We start from the raw sequence: 19,480 nt of genomic DNA, 5'->3' as shown, positions 1-19,480 counted from the left end.
AAAAAAGTCCTGATGAAAAGAGCAGCTTGGTCAGAAAAGGTGAATGAAATCGTGGAATTGATTAGGCTAAACCATCCTCATGGGTATAAAATAGAAGACTTTCCGGCAATGGCCATTGCCTTAGGCTATTTTGATGGTGTTCACCTCGGCCATCAGCAGGTGATCATGGAAGCGAAAAAAGTGGCCAAAACAAACGGAATCAAGAGTGCAGTAATGACATTTGATCCCCACCCTTCCGTTGTGCTCGGTAAAAATGTCCAACATATCGAATATATCACCCCATTAGAAGAAAAGGTACGATTGATAGAAGAACTGGGGATCGATTATTTATTTGTGATCACCTTCACAACTGAGTTCTCTGGTCTATTGCCTCAACAATTCGTCGACCATTATATTATCGGACTGAATGTCCAACATGTCATCGCTGGCTTTGATTACTCATATGGTAAGATGGGCAAGGGAAATATGGAGACAATCCAATTCCATTCCAGAGCGAAATTTCATTTTACTGTCGTTTCTAAACTGTCGACTTCGGAAAATGAAAAGGTTAGCTCTACGTTAATTCGCGGATGCCTGAGAGATGGGAAGGTGGATCAAATGCCACACCTGCTCGGGAGGTATTATACAACAACAGGGATTGTGATAAATGGGGAACGTCGAGGACGAACGATTGGGTTTCCTACGGCAAACGTTCAGATGGAGGAAGACTATATCCTCCCGCCAATAGGTGTCTATGCTGTGAAAATCAAGGTTAATGGCAAATGGCATGAAGGGGTGTGCAATGTAGGCTATAAACCAACCTTCCACGAGGAGAAAAACGCAAAACCATCGATTGAAGTTCATATCTTCCATTTCAGCAGAGAGATATATGGAGAATCAGTCATCATCGAATGGCACCTCCGACTCAGAAATGAGCAGAAATTCGAGGGGATTGAACAGTTGGTTGCCCAAATTGAAAAAGATAAACGAGAAGCAATCCTCCACTTTGAAAAAAACAAGGGTTAAACTTGCTTTTTGTCGTAAAAAGAGGTATTCTTATTATCGTATCAAATACAAACCGTTGCTTGGCAAGTCGAGTCACCGACGCTTGCTAGGAAACAGGGGATTACTAATTGGAGGTGAATCGGATGGCAATCACGAAAGAACGTAAAAATGAACTGATCAACGAATTCAAGACTCACGAAAGTGATACTGGATCTCCAGAAGTTCAAATCGCTGTCCTGACTGCAGAAATCAACACATTGAACGACCACTTGCGCGTTCATAAGAAGGATCACCACTCACGTCGCGGTCTTTTGAAAATGGTAGGTAAGCGTCGTAATCTTCTGACTTACCTTCGTAACAAGGATGTTGCTCGTTACCGCGAGTTAATCAACAAGCTTGGTCTACGTAGATAGTCTGTAAAAGCGGGATTTATCCCGCTTTTTTATTAGGGAATTTTTTTTGAGTGTACATAACATTATATTGTTAGTAAGCGCTTTGTTTTTGGCAAATACTATAACATAAAAGTTTCTTTTGGACAGGCATTTGGTTGTCGAGATTCATCTTATTGTTATAAATCAGACTATGTGATGTTTCCAATAATTATCCCACCCGGGTTGCAAATCTGGTTGGATTTTCATGTTAGAGAGGGGTATAAATGTATGGAACAAGAAAAACAAAGTTTTTCCTTTGACTGGGCAGGGCGCAAGCTTACTGTCGAAATAGGACAGCTTGCTAAGCAGGCAAATGGTGCCGTCCTTGTCCGATACGGAGATACTGCTGTATTAAGCACAGCAACTGCATCAAAAGAACCGAAAAATTTAGATTTTTTTCCTTTAACGGTTAATTACGAAGAAAGACTGTATGCGGTAGGGAAAATTCCGGGTGGCTTTATAAAGCGTGAAGGACGCCCAAGTGAAAAGGCAATCCTTGCCAGCCGCTTGATTGACCGCCCGATCCGTCCATTATTTGCTGAAGGTTTTCGCAATGATGTCCAGGTAATCAGCATTGTCATGAGTGTGGACCAAAATTGTTCCTCCGAAATGGCAGCAATGTTTGGGTCATCCCTTGCACTCTGTGTTTCCGATATCCCTTTTGAGGGACCAATCGCTGGTGTAACAGTTGGAAGATTGGATGGGAACTTCATTATCAATCCTTCTGTTGAAGAGACTGAAAAAAGCGATATGCATCTTATTGTTGCAGGTACAATGGATGCAATTAACATGGTAGAAGCAGGTGCTGATGAGGTTCCTGAAGAAGTAATGCTTGAAGCAATCATGTTTGGACATGACGAAATCAAGCGTCTGATTGCTTTCCAGCAGGAAATTGTCGCACAAGTAGGCAAGCAGAAGCGCGAAATTACTCTCTTTGAAATAGATAAAGAGTTAGAAGCAGAAGTTCGCACAATTTGCGAACAAGACATGCTTGCTGCAATTCAAGTTCAGGAAAAGCATGCTCGAGAAGACGCAATCAAAGAAGTGAAAAATGCTGTTGTTGCTCGATTTGAAGAGCAGGAAGCTGATGCAGACCAGATGAAAATGGTGAAACAAATCCTTGATAAAATTGTCAAAGGGGAAGTACGCCGTTTAATTACCGAAGAAAAGGTACGTCCAGATGGGCGTAAAGTTGATGAAATCCGCCCGCTTTCTTCAGAAGTTGGCCTGCTTCCGCGCACGCACGGTTCCGGTTTATTTACAAGAGGGCAAACCCAGGCGTTAAGCATTTGTACACTTGGAGCAATGGGCGATGTTCAAATCCTTGATGGCCTTGGAATTGAGGAAGAAAAACGTTTTATGCACCATTATAATTTCCCGTTGTTCTCCGTAGGGGAAACGGGACCAATACGCGGTCCAGGCCGACGTGAAATTGGGCACGGTGCTCTTGGAGAACGTGCACTTGAACCTATCATCCCGAATGAAAAAGACTTCCCATATACAGTCCGGCTTGTATCAGAGGTTTTAGAATCGAATGGATCCACTTCACAAGCTAGTATTTGTGCAAGTACCTTAGCTTTGATGGATGCTGGTGTCCCTATTAAAGCGCCGGTAGCTGGCATTGCTATGGGTCTGATTAAATCAGGCGAGCATTACTCCGTTTTGACAGATATCCAAGGAATGGAAGACCATTTGGGCGATATGGACTTCAAAGTAGCTGGAACAGCAAAAGGGGTAACAGCATTGCAGATGGATATCAAGATCGATGGGTTGTCTCGTCAAATTTTAGATGAAGCATTACAGCAGGCAAAAAAAGGTCGTATGCAAATTCTAGAATCAATGCTTGCGACGATCAATAAACCACGTGAACAGCTATCCGAGTATGCTCCAAAAATCATTACTATGTGGATCAAACCGGATAAAATACGGGACGTTATTGGACCAAGCGGAAAACAAATTAATAAAATCATCGAAGAAACCGGTGTGAAGATTGATATTGAACAAGATGGAACGGTGTTTATTGGTTCAGTGGACGAGGAAATGATCCAAAGGGCCAAGAAAATCATTGAGGATATCGTTCGCGAAGTTCAAGTTGGGGAGATGTATCTTGGCAAAGTCCGCCGGATTGAAAAGTTTGGTGCATTTGTGGAACTATTCCCTGGCAAAGATGGTTTGGTCCATATTTCTGAACTTGCAGAAGAACGAGTTGGAAAAGTGGAAGACGTATTGAAGCTTGGCGATGAGCTGCTAGTCAAGGTCACGGAAATTGATAAACAAGGAAGAGTAAATCTTTCACGCAAAGCCGTATTGAAAGAACAGCGTGAAAAAGTTGAAAAACAATAAATTCCAAATGAAAAGATACAAAAGGCCGGGGACCCCCCGGCCTTTTGTATTGCAGTGTCGTTCTACCTTGTCCTTCTGCTTCATAAAGTAAAATAAGGCACTCTCTTTGATGAAAAGCTTTAGAGGCCTAACGGAAGGGGAGGCACAAAAAATGAATGCAAGAAAAATTGCGTTGGTTTCTGTCATGCTGATCACAGCCTGGACAATGGTTAATAATCCAATTTCTCACACATATGTATCAGACCTGAAAACGGAAATAATCGCTGTTTCAGGACAGCAAGACGACTTGCTGGCAGAAATAGAAAAAAGGGCAAAAGAATATGAAATTGAACCTTCTAACGCAAGAATTGATCCGGTCTGGAAGGCAGTTCCTGGCTATAATGGACGAAAAGTCGATGTGAAAAAATCATACGAAAAAATGAAAAAGGATGGAAAATTCAAGGTTGATCAACTCGTCTTTGTTCAAGTGCCGCCAAAAATTCATCTAAGTGACTTGCCGCCTCAGGCTATCTACAAAGGGCATCCCGATAAACCGATGGTCAGTTTTATTATCAATGTCGCTTGGGGAAATGAGTACCTTTCCGAAATACTGGCGACATTAAAAAAACATCATATTACCACAAGTTTTTTTTTGGAGGGCAGATGGGTAAAAAATAATCCAGGGATGGCGAAAATGATTGCCGATGCAGGGCATGAAATTGGCAACCATTCCTTCACGCATCCGGATATGAAACAACTTTCTGCCGCTAAAATAAATGAAGAAATTAGCAAGACGGATGAAGTGATAGAAGCAGTGACAGGAAAAAGAACTAAATGGTTTGCACCGCCAAGCGGCTCCTATAAGGACGAAGTAGTTGACATTGCTGCGGCCCGTAGTTTAGGTACCGTAATGTGGAGTGTAGATACAATCGATTGGCAGAAGCCTACCCCGGAAAAGCTGATAAGCAGAGTGATGGGAAAGGTTCACAATGGAGCACTAATCTTAATGCATCCTACCGAGCCGACTGCATTGTCGCTAGACCAATTAATTACCGAAATCAAGGGGAAGGGTTTGCAAATAGGGACGGTATCAGACATGTTAAGTGAAAATCGCATCCTCCCGGTAAAAAATATGAAAAAATAGCGTTGTATTTGGAAAAAGTAAGTTAAATGAACTATACTTAGTAAATGCAGTAGGTATAGCAGCAGGTACCAGAGGAGGAATAGAATGATAAAGAAATATACATGCCAAAACGGTGTAAGAATTGTTCTGGAAGAAATCAAAACAGTTCGATCCGTAGCAATAGGTGTTTGGATTGGGACTGGATCCCGAAATGAAAATCCTGAAAACAATGGGATTTCTCATTTCCTTGAACATATGTTTTTTAAAGGCACCAAAACCAGGACTGCCAGAGAAATTGCTGAATCATTTGACAGTATCGGTGGTCAGGTGAATGCCTTCACCTCGAAAGAATATACTTGCTATTATGCGAAGGTGCTGGATAACCACGCCCAATATGCTCTCGAGGTATTGGCGGATATGTTCTTTCACTCTACTTTTGACTCTGAAGAATTGAATAAAGAGAAGAATGTAGTCAATGAAGAAATAAAAATGTATGAAGATACGCCGGATGATATCGTCCATGATTTGCTAAGCCAGGCGATATACGGCGAGCATCCACTTGGTTACCCAATCCTTGGTACCGAAGAGACGCTTCAAACCTTTACCGGAGAAAAATTGGAGCAATACATGCATGATATGTACCGCCCGGAAAATGTAGTCATATCAATTGCTGGGAATGTCACAGAATCGTTCATTAAAAATGCTGAACAATTCTTTGGAGCTTACGAAGCAAGCAAAGAAGAAATGGAATATCTCAAACCGAAATTCCATGCGAAACAAATTTCTCGCAAGAAAGAAACGGAGCAAGCCCATCTTTGCCTTGGATTTGAAGGTTTGCAGATCGGACATTCTGATGTATACAACCTGATTGTCTTGAACAATGTGCTCGGCGGCAGTATGAGCAGTAGGTTATTCCAGGAGGTCAGGGAACAGCGTGGATTAGCCTATTCCGTATTTTCCTATCATTCTGCATACCGCGATAGCGGAATGGTGACAATTTATGGCGGAACCGGTGCAAATCAGCTGAATGTTCTTTATGATACAATCCAGGAGACACTTCATAAGCTCCGTGCAGATGGCATTACAGAAAAAGAACTTAATAATAGCAAAGAGCAACTGAAAGGCAGTTTAATGCTAAGCCTTGAAAGCACAAACAGCCGCATGAGCAGGAATGGAAAAAATGAACTTTTACTTGGAAGGCATCGCTCTCTTGATGAAATCGTCGAACAAATCGATCAGGTGACAAAGGAACGTGTAGACGGTATCGCCAATAAAATTTTCACTGACCAGTTTTCCATATCGCTTGTCAGCCCGAGTGGCGAACTGCCAACCATTTAATCAAACTAGCAGCAGCTTTTTGAATAAGCTGCTGTTTTTTCTATTCTAAAAAAGAATTCGTAATGATACATATAGGATAAGGACAAAATGACGAGGAGGAGGGTTACCATGAAGCTGAGTGAACTTGGAGGCAAAGAAATTGTGGACGTGAAAAAGGCGGAAAGGTTAGGAGTACTCGGTCAGACAGATTTGGATATTAACGAGAGAACCGGTCAGATAGAAGCGTTGATCATCCCATCATTAAAATGGTTTGGCCTACGTAAGCAATCCGGCGAGGTAAGGGTGCCGTGGAAGCACATTAAAAAAATAGGTGCAGATATGATCATCATCGATATACCGGAAGAAGAGTGAAGCGGGCATAAATGTCGGCTTATTTTTTTTGCAAATAACAAGCTAATTGGGTTTTGTGTATTTGGTTGTTGGTGCTTTTAACTCACCTATTCTCGATTGAATACATATGATGTGTAAGTAGTTCGTGTTGAATAGAAATTAAGCCAGGATTAATGGAAAAGAAGGTGATTGTTCTCATGCTGACCGAAATGCAAATCGCGGTTATCGGCGGTGATGCAAGACAGCTGGAGATTATTCGCAAGCTAACAGAGCTTGATGCAAAGCTTTCTTTAATAGGCTTCGAGCAATTGGACCATGCATTTACAGGTGCCTCAAAAGAAAAGATAGAGGAAGTTGATTTTTCCGTTCAGGATGCTTTGATCCTGCCTGTTCCAGGAACCAGTCTCGATGGTCAGGTCGAAACCATATTCTCCAATGAAAAAGTAGTTCTCGTACAAGAAATGCTTGAACGGACACCAGAGCATTGCACAGTTTATTCAGGTATTAGCAATGCATACTTGACCGGAATTGCCAAGCAGGCAAACAGGAAACTAGTCCAGCTTTTCTCCCGGGATGATGTCGCCATCTATAACTCTATTCCTACGGTGGAAGGAACAATCATGATGGCAATCCAGCATACAGATTTCACAATCCATGGCTCAAATGTCTCAGTTCTTGGGCTTGGAAGAGTCGGTATGAGTGTTGCAAGAACATTCCACGCACTTGGGGCAAAGGTAAAGGTGGGTGCCCGTAAAAGTGAGCATATTGCTAGGATTATTGAAATGGGTTTAGAAGCTTTCTTTTTATCAGATATAGGTCAGGCAGTTTCTGATAGCGATATTTGCATTAATACCATTCCGTATCCGATTGTAACTGCTTCTGTCATCTCAAGAATGCCTGCCCATACATTGATCATTGACCTTGCGTCCAAACCAGGTGGAACAGATTTTCGTTATGCGGAAAAACGCGGAATCAAGGCTTTGCTTGCGCCAGGGCTTCCGGGTATCGTAGCACCCAAGACGGCAGGTTTTATATTAGCAAATGTTCTTTCTCAATTGCTTATGGAAGATTTCACTAAAAGAAAGGAGATAGAAGAATGAGTTTACAAGGAAAAAAGATTGGTTTTGGATTGACAGGTTCCCATTGTACGTATGATGCTGTTTTTCCAGAAATCAAGAAGTTGGTAAATGCAGGCGCAGAAGTTTTGCCGGTTGTTACATTCACTGTTAAAAGTACGGAAACACGTTTTGGAAAAGGCGAAGATTGGGTAGAGCGAATTGAAGCACTCACGGGCAATAAAGTGATTGACTCCATCGTTAAGGCAGAGCCTCTTGGACCAAAAATTCCGTTGGATTGCATGGTCATTGCGCCTCTTACTGGGAACTCTATGAGCAAATTTGCAAATGCGATGACAGATTCCCCAGTCTTGATGGCGGCTAAAGCTACTTTAAGAAACCAAAAACCAGTAGTGCTCGGCATTTCTACCAATGATGCATTGGGACTTAATGGCATAAATTTGATGAGACTAATGGCAACCAAGAATATTTTCATGATTCCTTTTGGTCAGGATGATCCGATTAAAAAACCTAATTCAATGGTAGCAAAGATGGAGCTGCTCTCCGAAACGGTTCTCGAAGCAATGAAAGGCATACAACTGCAGCCAGTGCTTGTGGAACGTTATAAGGATAACTAGAAGAATACAAGTGATCCTAGACAAACAAACATAAATATTTCAACTGGGAACGCTTTTCTCCGGCAGTGTCGTAAAATGTTTCTTTCCTTAGAGAGTGAATATGATAAAATATAGAATAATATACATCAAATCGATATTGGCAGTGGAAGGGGAAACAAGTATGACAGAGAGAAAAGAATTCCGAGTAGCAGTAGTTGGAGCAACAGGAGCAGTTGGTCAGCAAATGATCAAGACTCTTGAAAACAGAGATTTTCCAGTTTCAGAACTAGTATTGCTTTCTTCAGCGAGATCTGCTGGTTCGAAGGTCATATATAAAGGGAATGAAATAACAGTTGAGGAAGCAAAACCGGAAAGCTTTGCAGGCGTGGATATCGCCCTTTTTAGCGCCGGAGGAAGTGTTTCGAAACAATTGGCACCGGAAGCGGTAAGACATGGGGCAATTGTTGTAGATAATACAAGTGCTTTCAGAATGGATGAACATATCCCACTGGTAGTGCCAGAAGTGAATGAAGAAGATTTGCTTAATCACAACGGAATCATCGCCAACCCTAATTGTTCGACGATTCAGATGGTTGTCGCATTAGAGCCGCTTCGTAAACGCTACGGTCTTGATAAAATTATCGTTTCAACTTATCAGGCAGTATCTGGTGCAGGCGGAGCAGCGGTGAAGGAGATGGAGGACCAAACTCGGGCAATCCTTGATGGCAAAGATATTGATCCTCAAATCCTTCCTGTCAAATCCGGAGAAAAGCACTACCAGATTGCCTTCAATGCGATCCCGCAAATTGATACATTCGTGGAGAATGGATTCACATATGAAGAAATGAAAATGATCAATGAAACGAAGAAGATTATGCACATGCCAGAGCTTCAGATTGCAGCTACATGTGTGCGTCTTCCTGTGGGAACCGGCCATTCAGAATCAGTGTATATTGAAATGACTGAAGGCGGGGTGTCAGCCACAGATGTGAAGGCATTATTGGCAGAATCTCCTGGTGTAGTTCTGCAGGATGATCCGGAGCAGCAATTATATCCAATGCCTGCACTCTGTGTGGGAAAAAGAGATGTTTTCGTTGGCCGGATCAGGAAGGATCTTGATAACGATAAAGGCTTCCACATGTGGGTAGTATCCGACAATCTTCTTAAAGGAGCTGCATGGAACTCTGTTCAGATAGCAGAAAGTCTTGTTAAGCTTGGTCTTGTAAAATAACGCAGTCGGTTAGATGACAGAATTCTGAGGTGTTTTGATGAAAATAATCGTTCAAAAATTCGGCGGTACGTCTGTTCGAGATCAGCAAAGCCGCAGTCACGCTATAGATCATATAAAAAATGCCGTTGCAGACGGATATAAAGCAGTTGTAGTAGTTTCCGCAATGGGCCGGAAGGGTGATCCATATGCGACGGACACGCTCCTCAGCCTGATTGGTGGAAATGGAAGCAAAGTCAGCAAGCGAGAGCTTGACCTGCTGCTGTCCTGCGGTGAAACGATATCGAGTGTGGTCTTTACAAATCTCCTGGTTGAGCATGGCCTTAATGCGACTGCTCTTACTGGTGCACAGGCAGGTTTCAGGACGAACAGTGAGCATACGAACGCCAGGATCATGGAAATGAAATGTGACCGTTTGCTGCAGGAATTAAACAATGTAGATGTAGTGGTTGTCGCGGGATTTCAGGGAGCAGCCAAAAATGGAGATATAACTACGATCGGAAGAGGCGGAAGTGATACGTCCGCCGCCGCTTTAGGTGCAGCTTTGAATGCTGAATGGATTGACATCTTCACCGATGTGGAAGGAATCATGACAGCCGATCCGCGGATTGCTGATAATGCACGACCGCTTTCCGTCGTTACCTATACAGAGGTTTGCAACTTGGCATATCAGGGGGCGAAGGTCATTCACCCTCGTGCTGTTGAGATTGCCATGCAGGCAAAAGTGCCAATCAGGATCAGGTCCACGTATTCGAAAGGCCTCGGGACTTTGGTGACAACCCTGAATCGCGAAAAGAAGGGAACGGATATTAAAGAACGTCCTGTTACAGGGATTGCCCATGTTTCCGACGTCAGTCAAATCAAAGTTTTTGCCAAAAAGGATCAATACAATCTACAATCAGAAGTATTCAAGGCTATGGCCAATGAAAACATCAGCGTGGATTTCATCAATATATCTCCTAATGAAGTAGTATATACTGTAAATGATGAAATGACAGACCGGGCGGTGAAAGTCCTTGAAGGTCTAGGGCACTCTCCACAGGTGGAGAAGCATTGTGCTAAAGTCTCTGTTGTAGGTGCAGGTATGGCGGGTGTTCCAGGTGTGACCTCGAAAATCGTAACGGCATTATCCGAAAAAGGCATTCGCATCCTTCAATCCGCTGACAGCCACACAACTATTTGGGTTCTTGTTAAACAGGAGGATTTGGGAAAAGCGGTGAATGCACTTCATGATGCTTTCCAGCTCGAAGAAGAAACGATAGAATTCGAAAGAAACGATCGATAATATCGCTTGCACCCAGCTTTTAAGAATAGGAGTGAACAGGAATGGTTCAATTCGGAAGAGTATCTACAGCAATGGTGACCCCATTCGATCATAAAGGTCACATTGATTTCGCTAAAACAACCAAACTAGTCAACCATTTGATATCGAACGGCACCGATTCACTAGTTATCGCAGGAACTACAGGTGAATCTCCCACCCTTTCAAAGGAAGAAAAACTCGCATTATTTCAGCATGTCGTGAAAGTCGTTGACAAAAGAGTTCCAGTCATTGCTGGAACAGGCAGCAACGACACATATGCTACGGTCGAGTTGACGAAGAAAGCAGAAGAAACTGGTGTGGATGCGATTATGATTGTCGCACCTTATTATAACAAGCCAAACCAGGAAGGCCTTTATCAACATTATAAAGCGGCAGCGGAAGCTACGGCCTTGCCATTGATGATTTACAATATCCCTTCCAGGACCTCAGTTACTATACAGCCTGAAACGATAATCAGGCTTGCTGACATCCCGAATATCGTGGCTGTCAAGGAAGCGAGTGGCGATCTGAATGCGATGACAAAAATCATTGCCAGCACGCCGGAGGATTTTCTTCTTTACAGCGGAGATGACGGGATGACACTTCCGGTACTCGCGATTGGAGGAGTTGGAATTGTCTCGGTTGCCGCCCATGTGATTGGCAACGAGATGCAAGCAATGGTGGAAGCATTTCTCAATGGTAGAAACGAAGATGCAGCGAAATTGCACCAGCGTCTGCTTCCAATCATGCAAGGGATGTTTGCCGCTCCAAGTCCCGGACCAATCAAAACGGCTTTGCAGCTAAAAGGGCTCGACGTTGGCTCGGTTCGTTTGCCAATGGTACCAATGACAGAGCAAGAAAGAACAGCAGTAGCAAAATTGTTCGAATAAGAAAAGTGAATTTTATACTTTCTTATTCTACAAAGGCTGGCCAAATATGGCTGGCCTTTTTCCTTTACAATTTCTTTCTGCAGCGCTTAGCATTCGAATCAGGTAACTTTTAAAACTGTGCAAAACAGAGAATTAAGTTGTAAGGATTTTCTGCCATCAAGTATAATGGTTTTAATTGATTTCGTTCGGGAGATAACTACATAGGAGGAGCAGACAATTGATAATTAAAAATGAAAACGTTAAAATCATTGCGCTTGGTGGCGTAGGGGAAATGGGAAAAAATATGTATGTCACCGAAGTGGACAATGATATTTTTGTAATGGATGCCGGATTGATGTTCCCAGAAGATGACATGCTTGGGATCGATATCGTCATTCCGGATTTTTCCTATTTAAGTGCCAACAGTAAAAGGGTAAAAGGAGTTTTTCTGACACATGGACATGAAGACCATATAGGAGCGTTAACCTACCTCCTGCGGAAATTAACTGTACCGGTATATGGAACGAAGCTTACTCTTGCGCTTGCAAAAGAAAAAATCAAGGAGCAAGAATTTACCGGAAAAGTTGATTTTCAAGAAATTACAGCAGATACAGAACTGGATTTCGGAAATGTTTCCATTTCCTTTTTTAAGACAAACCACAGTATTCCAGATTCTGTCGGAATTTGTATTCATACATCAGAAGGGGCCATTGTCTATACAGGGGACTTTAAATTCGACCAGGCAGCAGCACGATTGTATAAGCCGGAAATTGGCAGGATGGCATCCATTGGCGAGCGAGGTGTGCTTTGCCTGCTTTCCGATAGTACAGAGGCTGAAAAACCAGGGTATACACCATCTGAATCACTCGTCGTAGAAGAATTATCCCGTGTTTTTTATAATGCCAATGGCCGAATTATCGCTGCTTGCTTTGCTTCAGATTTAAATAGAATCCAGCATCTTATAGATACTGCCATATCTCATGGCCGCAAAGTAGCTGTGGTTGGAGAAAATTTGAAAAGGGTGATAGAAATCGCTTTGGAGCTTGGTTATTTGCAAGTAGAAAGCGATTGCCTCCTTTCGGTTGAGGATATAAAGCGCTTGGCAGATACAGAAGTGGTTTTTTTAATAGCGGACAGCCAAGGCGAGCCTATTGAAGTTCTGCAGAAGATGGCGAAAAAAGCTCATCCACAGGTGAATATCCAGGAAGGGGACACCGTTCTGTTCGCTGCCTCCCCTCTTAGAGGAAGAGAAGTATTCCTATACAAAACAATGGATATGCTTTACCGGGCAGGCGCAAACGTAGTGGCAAGCAAGAATAGCGTCCAGGTTTCAAGCCATGGAAGCCAGGAAGAATTGAAATTCATGATCAATCTGATGAACCCGAAATTCTTCATTCCAGTGCATGGTGAATATAAAATGCTGAAAGCACATAAAAAAGTTGCACAGTCATGCGGAGTCCCGGAAGAAAATATTTTCATTCCTAACCTTGGCGATGTAATCGACCTTTCAGGCGGGATACTCAAGTCAACTCAAAAAGTGCAGGCAGGAAACACATTAATCGATGGAATCGGAGTGGGAGATGTAGGAAACATCGTGCTCCGTGACCGAAGACTGCTTTCACAGGATGGTGTTTTAATTGTTGTTGTGACCCTGAATAAAGCAGACAGAAAAATCATTTCAGGACCGGAAATCCTTTCCCGTGGGTTCGTCTATGTGCGTGAATCAGAAAAATTAATGGTCGATTCAGCCGCTTATATAAAGGAAATCGTCGAAAAAAACCTTCTAAAAGAACAGTTTGACTGGACTGGTTTAAAGCAGGAGATGCGAGATTTCCTTCATCAGTATTTATTTGAAAAAACAAAGCGACGACCAATGATTTTGCCTATTTTAATGGAAGTAAAACGATAAGAGAAAAGGCTGTCTCCATTAGCAGCAGAGATGGAAATCCTGCATAAGGGTATCTTTCCGCTTGAAAGATGCCCTTATGGCAGTTGTTTTAGTAAAAAACCACGAAACATATACTTATGGATTTAGTGAAAGCCAAATAATAATTTTTTACACTCTGTTGATTGGAACGGAAGACACTCGACTCCTGCGGGAATAGCGACAGGAGGCTCGCCTGACACCCCGCGGAAAGCAACAGGCTTCAATTACCGCCAAAAGAAAAAGGGCCGGGCGCAGTTTGCCCGGGTTTTCTTATACTCTCCTAAATTTGCTTCGGAATGAAATGGATGAGGAAGTTCATACTAAAGTTATCATGTCTGAAGGGAGCATAAAAGGATGGATGAGGAAATGAATATAAATCATGCTGAAACACAGGAGGTCGGAAACCAGGAACAACAAACTGAACAGGAAAATAAACCATCGGGTCTTCTTGAAAAAATTCAGCAGTTGGGCCAGACGAATGTGCCTCAGCTGTCCCCAGATTCAAAAATCCATTGCTTGACAATTGTAGGCCAAATTGAAGGCCATATGCAGCTGCCGCCTCATAACAAGACGACAAAGTATGAACATCTTATCCCACAGCTTGTGGCAATTGAGCAGAATCAGAATATCGAGGGACTTCTGGTTATTCTGAATACGATCGGTGGGGATGTAGAAGCAGGACTGGCCATTTCAGAGATGCTTGCTTCCCTTTCCAAACCGTCAGTTTCCATCGTGTTGGGAGGAGGACATTCGATCGGAGTTCCAATCGCCGTTTCCTGTGATTACTCGTTTATCGCCGAAACAGCGACGATGACGATTCATCCTATCAGATTGACCGGTATGGTAATCGGTGTTCCTGCAACCTTTGAATATCTGGATAAAATGCAAGAGCGGGTAGTTAATTTTGTGACAAAACATTCGAACATCCCGGAGGAAAAATTCAAAGAACTCATGTTTGCCAAAGGAAACCTAACTAGGGATATTGGTACAAACGTAGTTGGCCACGATGCAGTGGATATGGGATTGATTCATGAAGTTGGCGGCATTGGAAAGGCAATGAAGAAGCTAAATGAACTGATCGATATCAATAAATCTAAGACAGAAGTGATTGTGCAATGATCTTGTATACAATGGTGCCACTTGAACAAGTATTTCCCTACAGTGAAGAAGAGGGAAACAATCAAGTCATGATTTCCTATAATGGGATTCCGCTTATGGCTGAATGGACAGAGAATCATGAATACCGGATTGTTAGGGTAATGAGTACAGATCCAAATCATTATATGGACCCAGTATGTAAACCTGGGTCCACCATTTCACTTCGCTAGAATATGTGACAATAAAACGAAGTGCCGATTCTGTTTGCGAATATGATATAATATCGATACACACAGCATTTTGGCAGCCGGATCGGGCTGCTTTTCTTCTTGCTTTTTGCTGATGATGCTGAAAGTGAAGCTATAAAGATTCAGGTGATAGTAAAATGGTCAAAAAGAAAAAAAGGCAATCAAGAAAGAAAAGTGATGCGAAAACTACCATAAAATATGAGCTTGCAGGGTTAGCCTTGCTTGCTTTTGCCATCATTGCGATGGCAGATTTGGGAGCTGTCGGAAAAACAATCGTGATGTTTTTTCGCTTTTTCTTTGGTGAGTGGTATATGATCGGTCTCATTGGATTGGTCGTTTTTAGTATTTTTATCATGTGGAAAAGGCAACTCCCGTTTCTTTTTCACACGAAACTGATTGGTACATACTTGATGATTAGTGCAGTTTTGCTGCTAAGTCATGTAACATTATTTGAATTATTGTCCAATGGCGGGAAGTTTGCAGATCCTAGCGTCATCAAGAACACGTTTGAGTTATATGTCATGGAAGCAAAAGGGGAGAGTAGTACTACAGACCTTGGTGGCGGCATGATCGGTGCTGTACTGTTCGCGCTGTTTTATTATTTATTCGATGCAGCAGGCTCGCAGCTCATTGCTTTTCTTTTGATCATCATTGGTGGAATTCTCGTAACAGGCAAAACTTTTACAGAAACTGCAGGCAAAATTACTGCACCGATGGTCGGGTTCATTAAAAACCAGTGGCTTTCATTTATCGAGGACGTGAAACATTGGAAAGAAAAACAACAACAAAAACAGCCATCCAGCAGCAAAGAAGCCAAAACAGAAACACCTCTTGAAGAGGACTCTGTGAATAGAACGATCGATATTCCAGTGGAACCATCTCCAGAACCAATCATCTCAAGTTTTGCAGAGCGAGCATATGCTGCTCCGACTGAACAACCAAGTCAGCAGCCAGGAAAGAAAGCGAAAGCGGAAATGAAGTCCGAAGACGAGGAATTTAAGCAGCCAATCGCTTTTGCAGAGACAGAGAATACCTCATATGAGCTTCCGCCAATGGATTTATTGAAACTGCCGAATAAAACGGACCAGAGCGGTGAATATGAATTGATTCATGCAAATGCGGCCAAGCTTGAGCGGACATTCCATAGTTTTGGCGTGAAGGCAAGGGTTACGCAGGTCCATCTCGGGCCAGCTGTTACTAAATATGAGGTCTATCCCGATGTCGGAGTGAAGGTCAGTAGGATTGTGAGCTTGAATGATGATTTGGCCCTAGCTTTGGCTGCCAAGGATATTAGGATTGAGGCGCCGATTCCAGGTAAGTCTGCTATTGGGATCGAAGTTCCGAACTCAGAGGTGGCGATGGTATCATTACGAGAGGTCATTGAAGCAAACCAACATCAAAAATCCGCTTCCAAGCTGCAGATTGGGCTTGGACGGGATATAACCGGTGAAGCAGTGCTAGCGGAATTGAATAAAATGCCCCATCTCCTAGTTGCCGGAGCGACAGGTAGCGGCAAGAGTGTCTGTATAAACGGAATCATCACCAGTATCCTGATGAGGGCCAAGCCTCATGAGGTGAAACTGATGATGATCGACCCAAAAATGGTCGAGCTGAATGTCTATAATGGTATCCCGCATTTGCTGGCGCCAGTTGTTACCAATGCAAAGAAAGCATCGCAGGCGCTAAAAAAAGTGGTTAATGAGATGGAAAGACGTTATGAACTTTTCTCTCATACCGGAACAAGGAACATTGAAGGCTATAATGAATATATTAAGCGGTATAATAACGAGGAAGAAGCCAGCCAGCCGCTCCTCCCTTTCATTGTTGTCATTGTGGACGAGCTTGCAGACCTGATGATGGTTGCGTCCTCTGATGTCGAGGATTCGATCACGCGTCTAGCACAAATGGCTCGTGCTGCAGGAATTCATTTGATCATCGCAACCCAAAGACCTTCCGTTGATGTCATTACCGGAGTGATCAAAGCGAACATTCCATCAAGAATTGCCTTTGCTGTATCTTCGATGACAGATTCTAGGACGATCCTCGATATGGGTGGAGCTGAAAAGCTACTTGGAAGGGGAGACATGCTATTCTTGCCGGTTGGCGCCTCGAAGCCAGTCAGGGTGCAGGGAGCATTTTTATCAGATGAGGAAGTAGAAAAGGTAGTTAATTATGTAATCGGCCAACAGAAGGCTCAGTACCAGAAGGAAATGATTCCTGAAGATGTGCCGGAGAATACTTCAGTAGTTGAGGATGATTTGTATAATGATGCGGTAGACCTTGTCGTCGAGATGCAGACAGCATCTGTGTCGATGCTTCAGAGAAGGTTCAGAATTGGTTATTCACGTGCTGCCAGACTGATTGATGAGATGGAACTTCGCGGCATTGTCGGGCCATATGAAGGCAGCAAACCACGAACAGTTCTGGTGGCTAAGTCAGAAGAAGCGTAAGAAAAACGCGGATAGGAAAAAAGCTGGGTGAGCACATCCAGCTTTTATAGAGAAATCGCTTTCACAGATAATGAATGTAACTAGAAACTTAGTCAGTTTGTCTTTCCAGCTTTTTTCGACAAAATGTTGAAACGCTATTTATTTATCATTAAAAAAGTGTTATAGTATTTTCGATTAGTAGGAATGCTATACATCAGAGGTCTGATGTCTTTGAGCAATAAGGGTTGGAGGAACGCCTCATGTCGATCAAATCAGATAACCGGCACCTGTATTTACAAGTAATCGATCACTTGAAGCAGGATATTCAAGAAGGGGTTTATAAAGAAAGAGAAAAGCTCCCGTCAGAGTTTGATCTTGCCAAACAGTTAGGCGTAAGCAGAGCCACACTAAGGGAGGCCTTGCGGATTCTTGAAGAAGAAAATGTCATTATTCGCCGGCATGGTGTAGGGACCTTCGTGAACGCCAAACCATTGTTTTCTTCAGGAATCGAACAGCTTAACAGTGTGACCGCTATGATTGAACAAGCCGGGATGAAGCCAGGAACCATCTTTTTGAACTCTACGACGACGGGTCCAACTGAAGAAGATATTCGTCGTTTTTCCTGTTCCATTGATGATGAAATTACTTTGATTGAACGAGTTAGGACCGCAAATGGGGAGCCAGTAGTCTATTGTCTGGACAAAATTCCTGGAACAATTCTGTCTGGAGACTTTTCGTATGGGGACGAATCATTGCTCCATCTCCTTGAAGTCAAATCAAACAGGAAAGTTACCTATGCAGTCGCACAAATCGAGCCGATAGGCTATCATGAAAAGATTTCACCGTTCCTGGAATGTGAACCCGAAACGGCTCTGCTCGTATTAAAGCAGATGCATTTCGATGAAAATGACGAGCCGATTCTTTACTCAGTAAATTACTTTAAAGCCGATAAGTTCAGTTTTCACGTCCTTAGAAAAAGAGTTTAACTTTTTACTGACTTATGAAAACGCTATCGGTTCAGGTTTTCAGAACATTCCTGCTAAATCCTACAAACAATTCTCTAGGGGGTACAGACCTTGAAAAAGCGAAAATTTGGTTTAGCGATGTCTTTGCTATTGGCAGCAGGCACTATGTTAGCTGGCTGTGGCAGCGATAGCAATGGAAGTAGCAGCGACAGTAGCAAGAAATCAGATTTAAAAGTTGGTATGGTTACAGATGCTGGTACAATTGATGACAAATCTTTTAACCAGGGCACATGGGAAGGCATCCTCAAGGCGGAAGATGAATTTGGCGTCGATTCTAAGTACCTTAAGCCTGCAGGAACAACGGAAGCTGAATATTTAAAAGAAATGGGCAATCTTTACGACGCAGGCTATAAGTTCATTGTTACTCCTGGATTTAAGTTCGAAACGGCTGTATTCCAAGCGCAAGATAAATACAAAGATGCTAAGTTCGTCATTCTTGACGGAAATCCACATAATGGAGACTTCAATCCTGTTGTAAAGGAAAACACGGTTGCTGTATTCTTTGCAGAGCACGAATCCGGCTTCCTTGCTGGTGTAGCAGCTGCTCTTGAACTAAAAGAAGGGGAAGCCGGCTTCATCGGCGGGATGGAAATTCCTGCTGTACAGAAGTTCAACTGGGGCTTCCAGCAAGGCCTTAAATATGCGAACGAAAATCTTGGTACAAATGTAGCAATCAAAAAAGAAAACGTTATTTATCAAGGTTCATTTGATAATGCAGCTGCTGGTGGACAAATTGCCGCTCAATACTACGATCGTGGTGTTGATGTAATCTTTACAGCTGCAGGTGGCGTTGGAGTCGGTGCTATTAAAGAAGCGAAGGACCGCGCTAGCGCTGGCGAAAAAATTTGGATTGTTGGCGTAGACGTTGACCAGTATGAAGATGGTAAATATGAAGGTGACAAGTCCGTTATCCTTACTTCTGCAATGAAGAAGCTTGACCAGGTTTCTTATGACATGGTGAAAGCTGAACTGGATGGCAAATTCCCTGGCGGACAAACTCTCACTTTTGATGCCAAAAACGATGGCATCGGTCTTCCTGACAAAAACCCTAACCTAAGCGATGAAACGGTTAGCAAGGTGAAGGAAGTCTACGAAAAGATCAAGTCTGGAGAGATTAAAGTTTCTGGGGAACAAGGAGATTTGTTTAAGTAAA

General features: G+C 42.9%; 17 protein-coding genes. All 17 read left to right on the top strand.

What is annotated here, in order from left to right:
- The first annotated feature begins 12 nt into the window (after positions 1-12).
- A complete protein-coding gene (ribF, locus tag J2S25_RS03130; RefSeq protein ID WP_307191205.1) occupies positions 13-1,005 on the top strand; it encodes a bifunctional riboflavin kinase/FAD synthetase in 993 nt (330 codons plus the stop codon).
- Positions 1,006-1,127: 122 nt separating this feature from the next.
- On the top strand, positions 1,128-1,397 hold the full coding sequence (gene rpsO, locus J2S25_RS03125; protein WP_023614845.1) for a 30S ribosomal protein S15: 270 nt from the start codon (positions 1,128-1,130) through the stop codon (positions 1,395-1,397).
- 246 nt (positions 1,398-1,643) lie between these two features.
- Positions 1,644-3,758 carry a polyribonucleotide nucleotidyltransferase gene (pnp, locus tag J2S25_RS03120; RefSeq protein WP_044396182.1) on the top strand — a complete coding sequence of 705 codons (2,115 nt, stop codon included), beginning with the start codon at positions 1,644-1,646 and terminating at the stop codon, positions 3,756-3,758.
- A 151-nt stretch (positions 3,759-3,909) separates the two neighbouring features.
- Complete coding sequence (locus J2S25_RS03115) at positions 3,910-4,881, top strand: polysaccharide deacetylase family protein (RefSeq protein ID WP_044396184.1); 972 nt, start codon at positions 3,910-3,912, stop codon at positions 4,879-4,881.
- A gap of 84 nt (positions 4,882-4,965) precedes the next feature.
- Positions 4,966-6,198 carry a M16 family metallopeptidase gene (locus J2S25_RS03110; protein WP_307191204.1) on the top strand — a complete coding sequence of 411 codons (1,233 nt, stop codon included), beginning with the start codon at positions 4,966-4,968 and terminating at the stop codon, positions 6,196-6,198.
- A gap of 108 nt (positions 6,199-6,306) precedes the next feature.
- Positions 6,307-6,549: a YlmC/YmxH family sporulation protein gene (locus J2S25_RS03105; RefSeq protein ID WP_044396188.1), complete on the top strand. Its 243-nt coding sequence runs from the start codon at positions 6,307-6,309 to the stop codon at positions 6,547-6,549.
- 176 nt (positions 6,550-6,725) lie between these two features.
- Complete coding sequence (gene dpaA, locus J2S25_RS03100; protein ID WP_044396190.1) at positions 6,726-7,628, top strand: dipicolinic acid synthetase subunit A; 903 nt, start codon at positions 6,726-6,728, stop codon at positions 7,626-7,628.
- Positions 7,625-8,221 carry a dipicolinate synthase subunit B gene (gene dpaB / locus J2S25_RS03095; protein ID WP_044396193.1) on the top strand — a complete coding sequence of 199 codons (597 nt, stop codon included), beginning with the start codon at positions 7,625-7,627 and terminating at the stop codon, positions 8,219-8,221. The genes dpaA and dpaB overlap by 4 nt, the downstream gene beginning before the upstream one ends.
- A 160-nt stretch (positions 8,222-8,381) precedes the next feature.
- Positions 8,382-9,431, top strand: a complete 1,050-nt coding sequence (gene asd / locus J2S25_RS03090; protein ID WP_044396195.1) for an aspartate-semialdehyde dehydrogenase — start codon at positions 8,382-8,384, stop codon at positions 9,429-9,431.
- Positions 9,432-9,468: 37 nt separating this feature from the next.
- Positions 9,469-10,713: an aspartate kinase gene (gene dapG, locus J2S25_RS03085; protein WP_044396198.1), complete on the top strand. Its 1,245-nt coding sequence runs from the start codon at positions 9,469-9,471 to the stop codon at positions 10,711-10,713.
- 41 nt (positions 10,714-10,754) lie between these two features.
- Entirely contained in the window at positions 10,755-11,621 is an 867-nt protein-coding gene (dapA, locus tag J2S25_RS03080) for a 4-hydroxy-tetrahydrodipicolinate synthase (RefSeq protein WP_044396200.1), read from the top strand.
- Between the two features lie 271 nt (positions 11,622-11,892).
- Positions 11,893-13,509: a ribonuclease J gene (locus J2S25_RS03075; protein WP_044396223.1), complete on the top strand. Its 1,617-nt coding sequence runs from the start codon at positions 11,893-11,895 to the stop codon at positions 13,507-13,509.
- 384 nt (positions 13,510-13,893) lie between these two features.
- Positions 13,894-14,646: a ClpP family protease gene (locus tag J2S25_RS03070; RefSeq protein WP_044396226.1), complete on the top strand. Its 753-nt coding sequence runs from the start codon at positions 13,894-13,896 to the stop codon at positions 14,644-14,646.
- Positions 14,643-14,855, top strand: coding sequence for a YlzJ-like family protein (locus tag J2S25_RS03065; RefSeq protein WP_044396204.1), 213 nt, complete (start codon positions 14,643-14,645; stop codon positions 14,853-14,855). The genes J2S25_RS03070 and J2S25_RS03065 overlap by 4 nt, the downstream gene beginning before the upstream one ends.
- A 155-nt stretch (positions 14,856-15,010) precedes the next feature.
- The gene (locus J2S25_RS03060) at positions 15,011-17,323 is read left to right on the top strand and encodes an FtsK/SpoIIIE family DNA translocase (protein ID WP_307191203.1); all 2,313 of its coding nucleotides are present in this window, start codon (positions 15,011-15,013) and stop codon (positions 17,321-17,323) included.
- 239 nt (positions 17,324-17,562) lie between these two features.
- Positions 17,563-18,288, top strand: coding sequence for a GntR family transcriptional regulator (locus J2S25_RS03055; protein ID WP_044396208.1), 726 nt, complete (start codon positions 17,563-17,565; stop codon positions 18,286-18,288).
- A 90-nt stretch (positions 18,289-18,378) separates the two neighbouring features.
- Positions 18,379-19,479: a BMP family lipoprotein gene (locus tag J2S25_RS03050; RefSeq protein WP_044396210.1), complete on the top strand. Its 1,101-nt coding sequence runs from the start codon at positions 18,379-18,381 to the stop codon at positions 19,477-19,479.
- Position 19,480 lies beyond the last annotated feature (1 nt).

This window comes from Mesobacillus stamsii (assembly GCF_030814065.1).
Taxonomy (GTDB): domain Bacteria; phylum Bacillota; class Bacilli; order Bacillales; family Cytobacillaceae; genus Mesobacillus; species Mesobacillus stamsii.
This window is presented reverse-complemented; position numbering and strand designations above follow the sequence as displayed.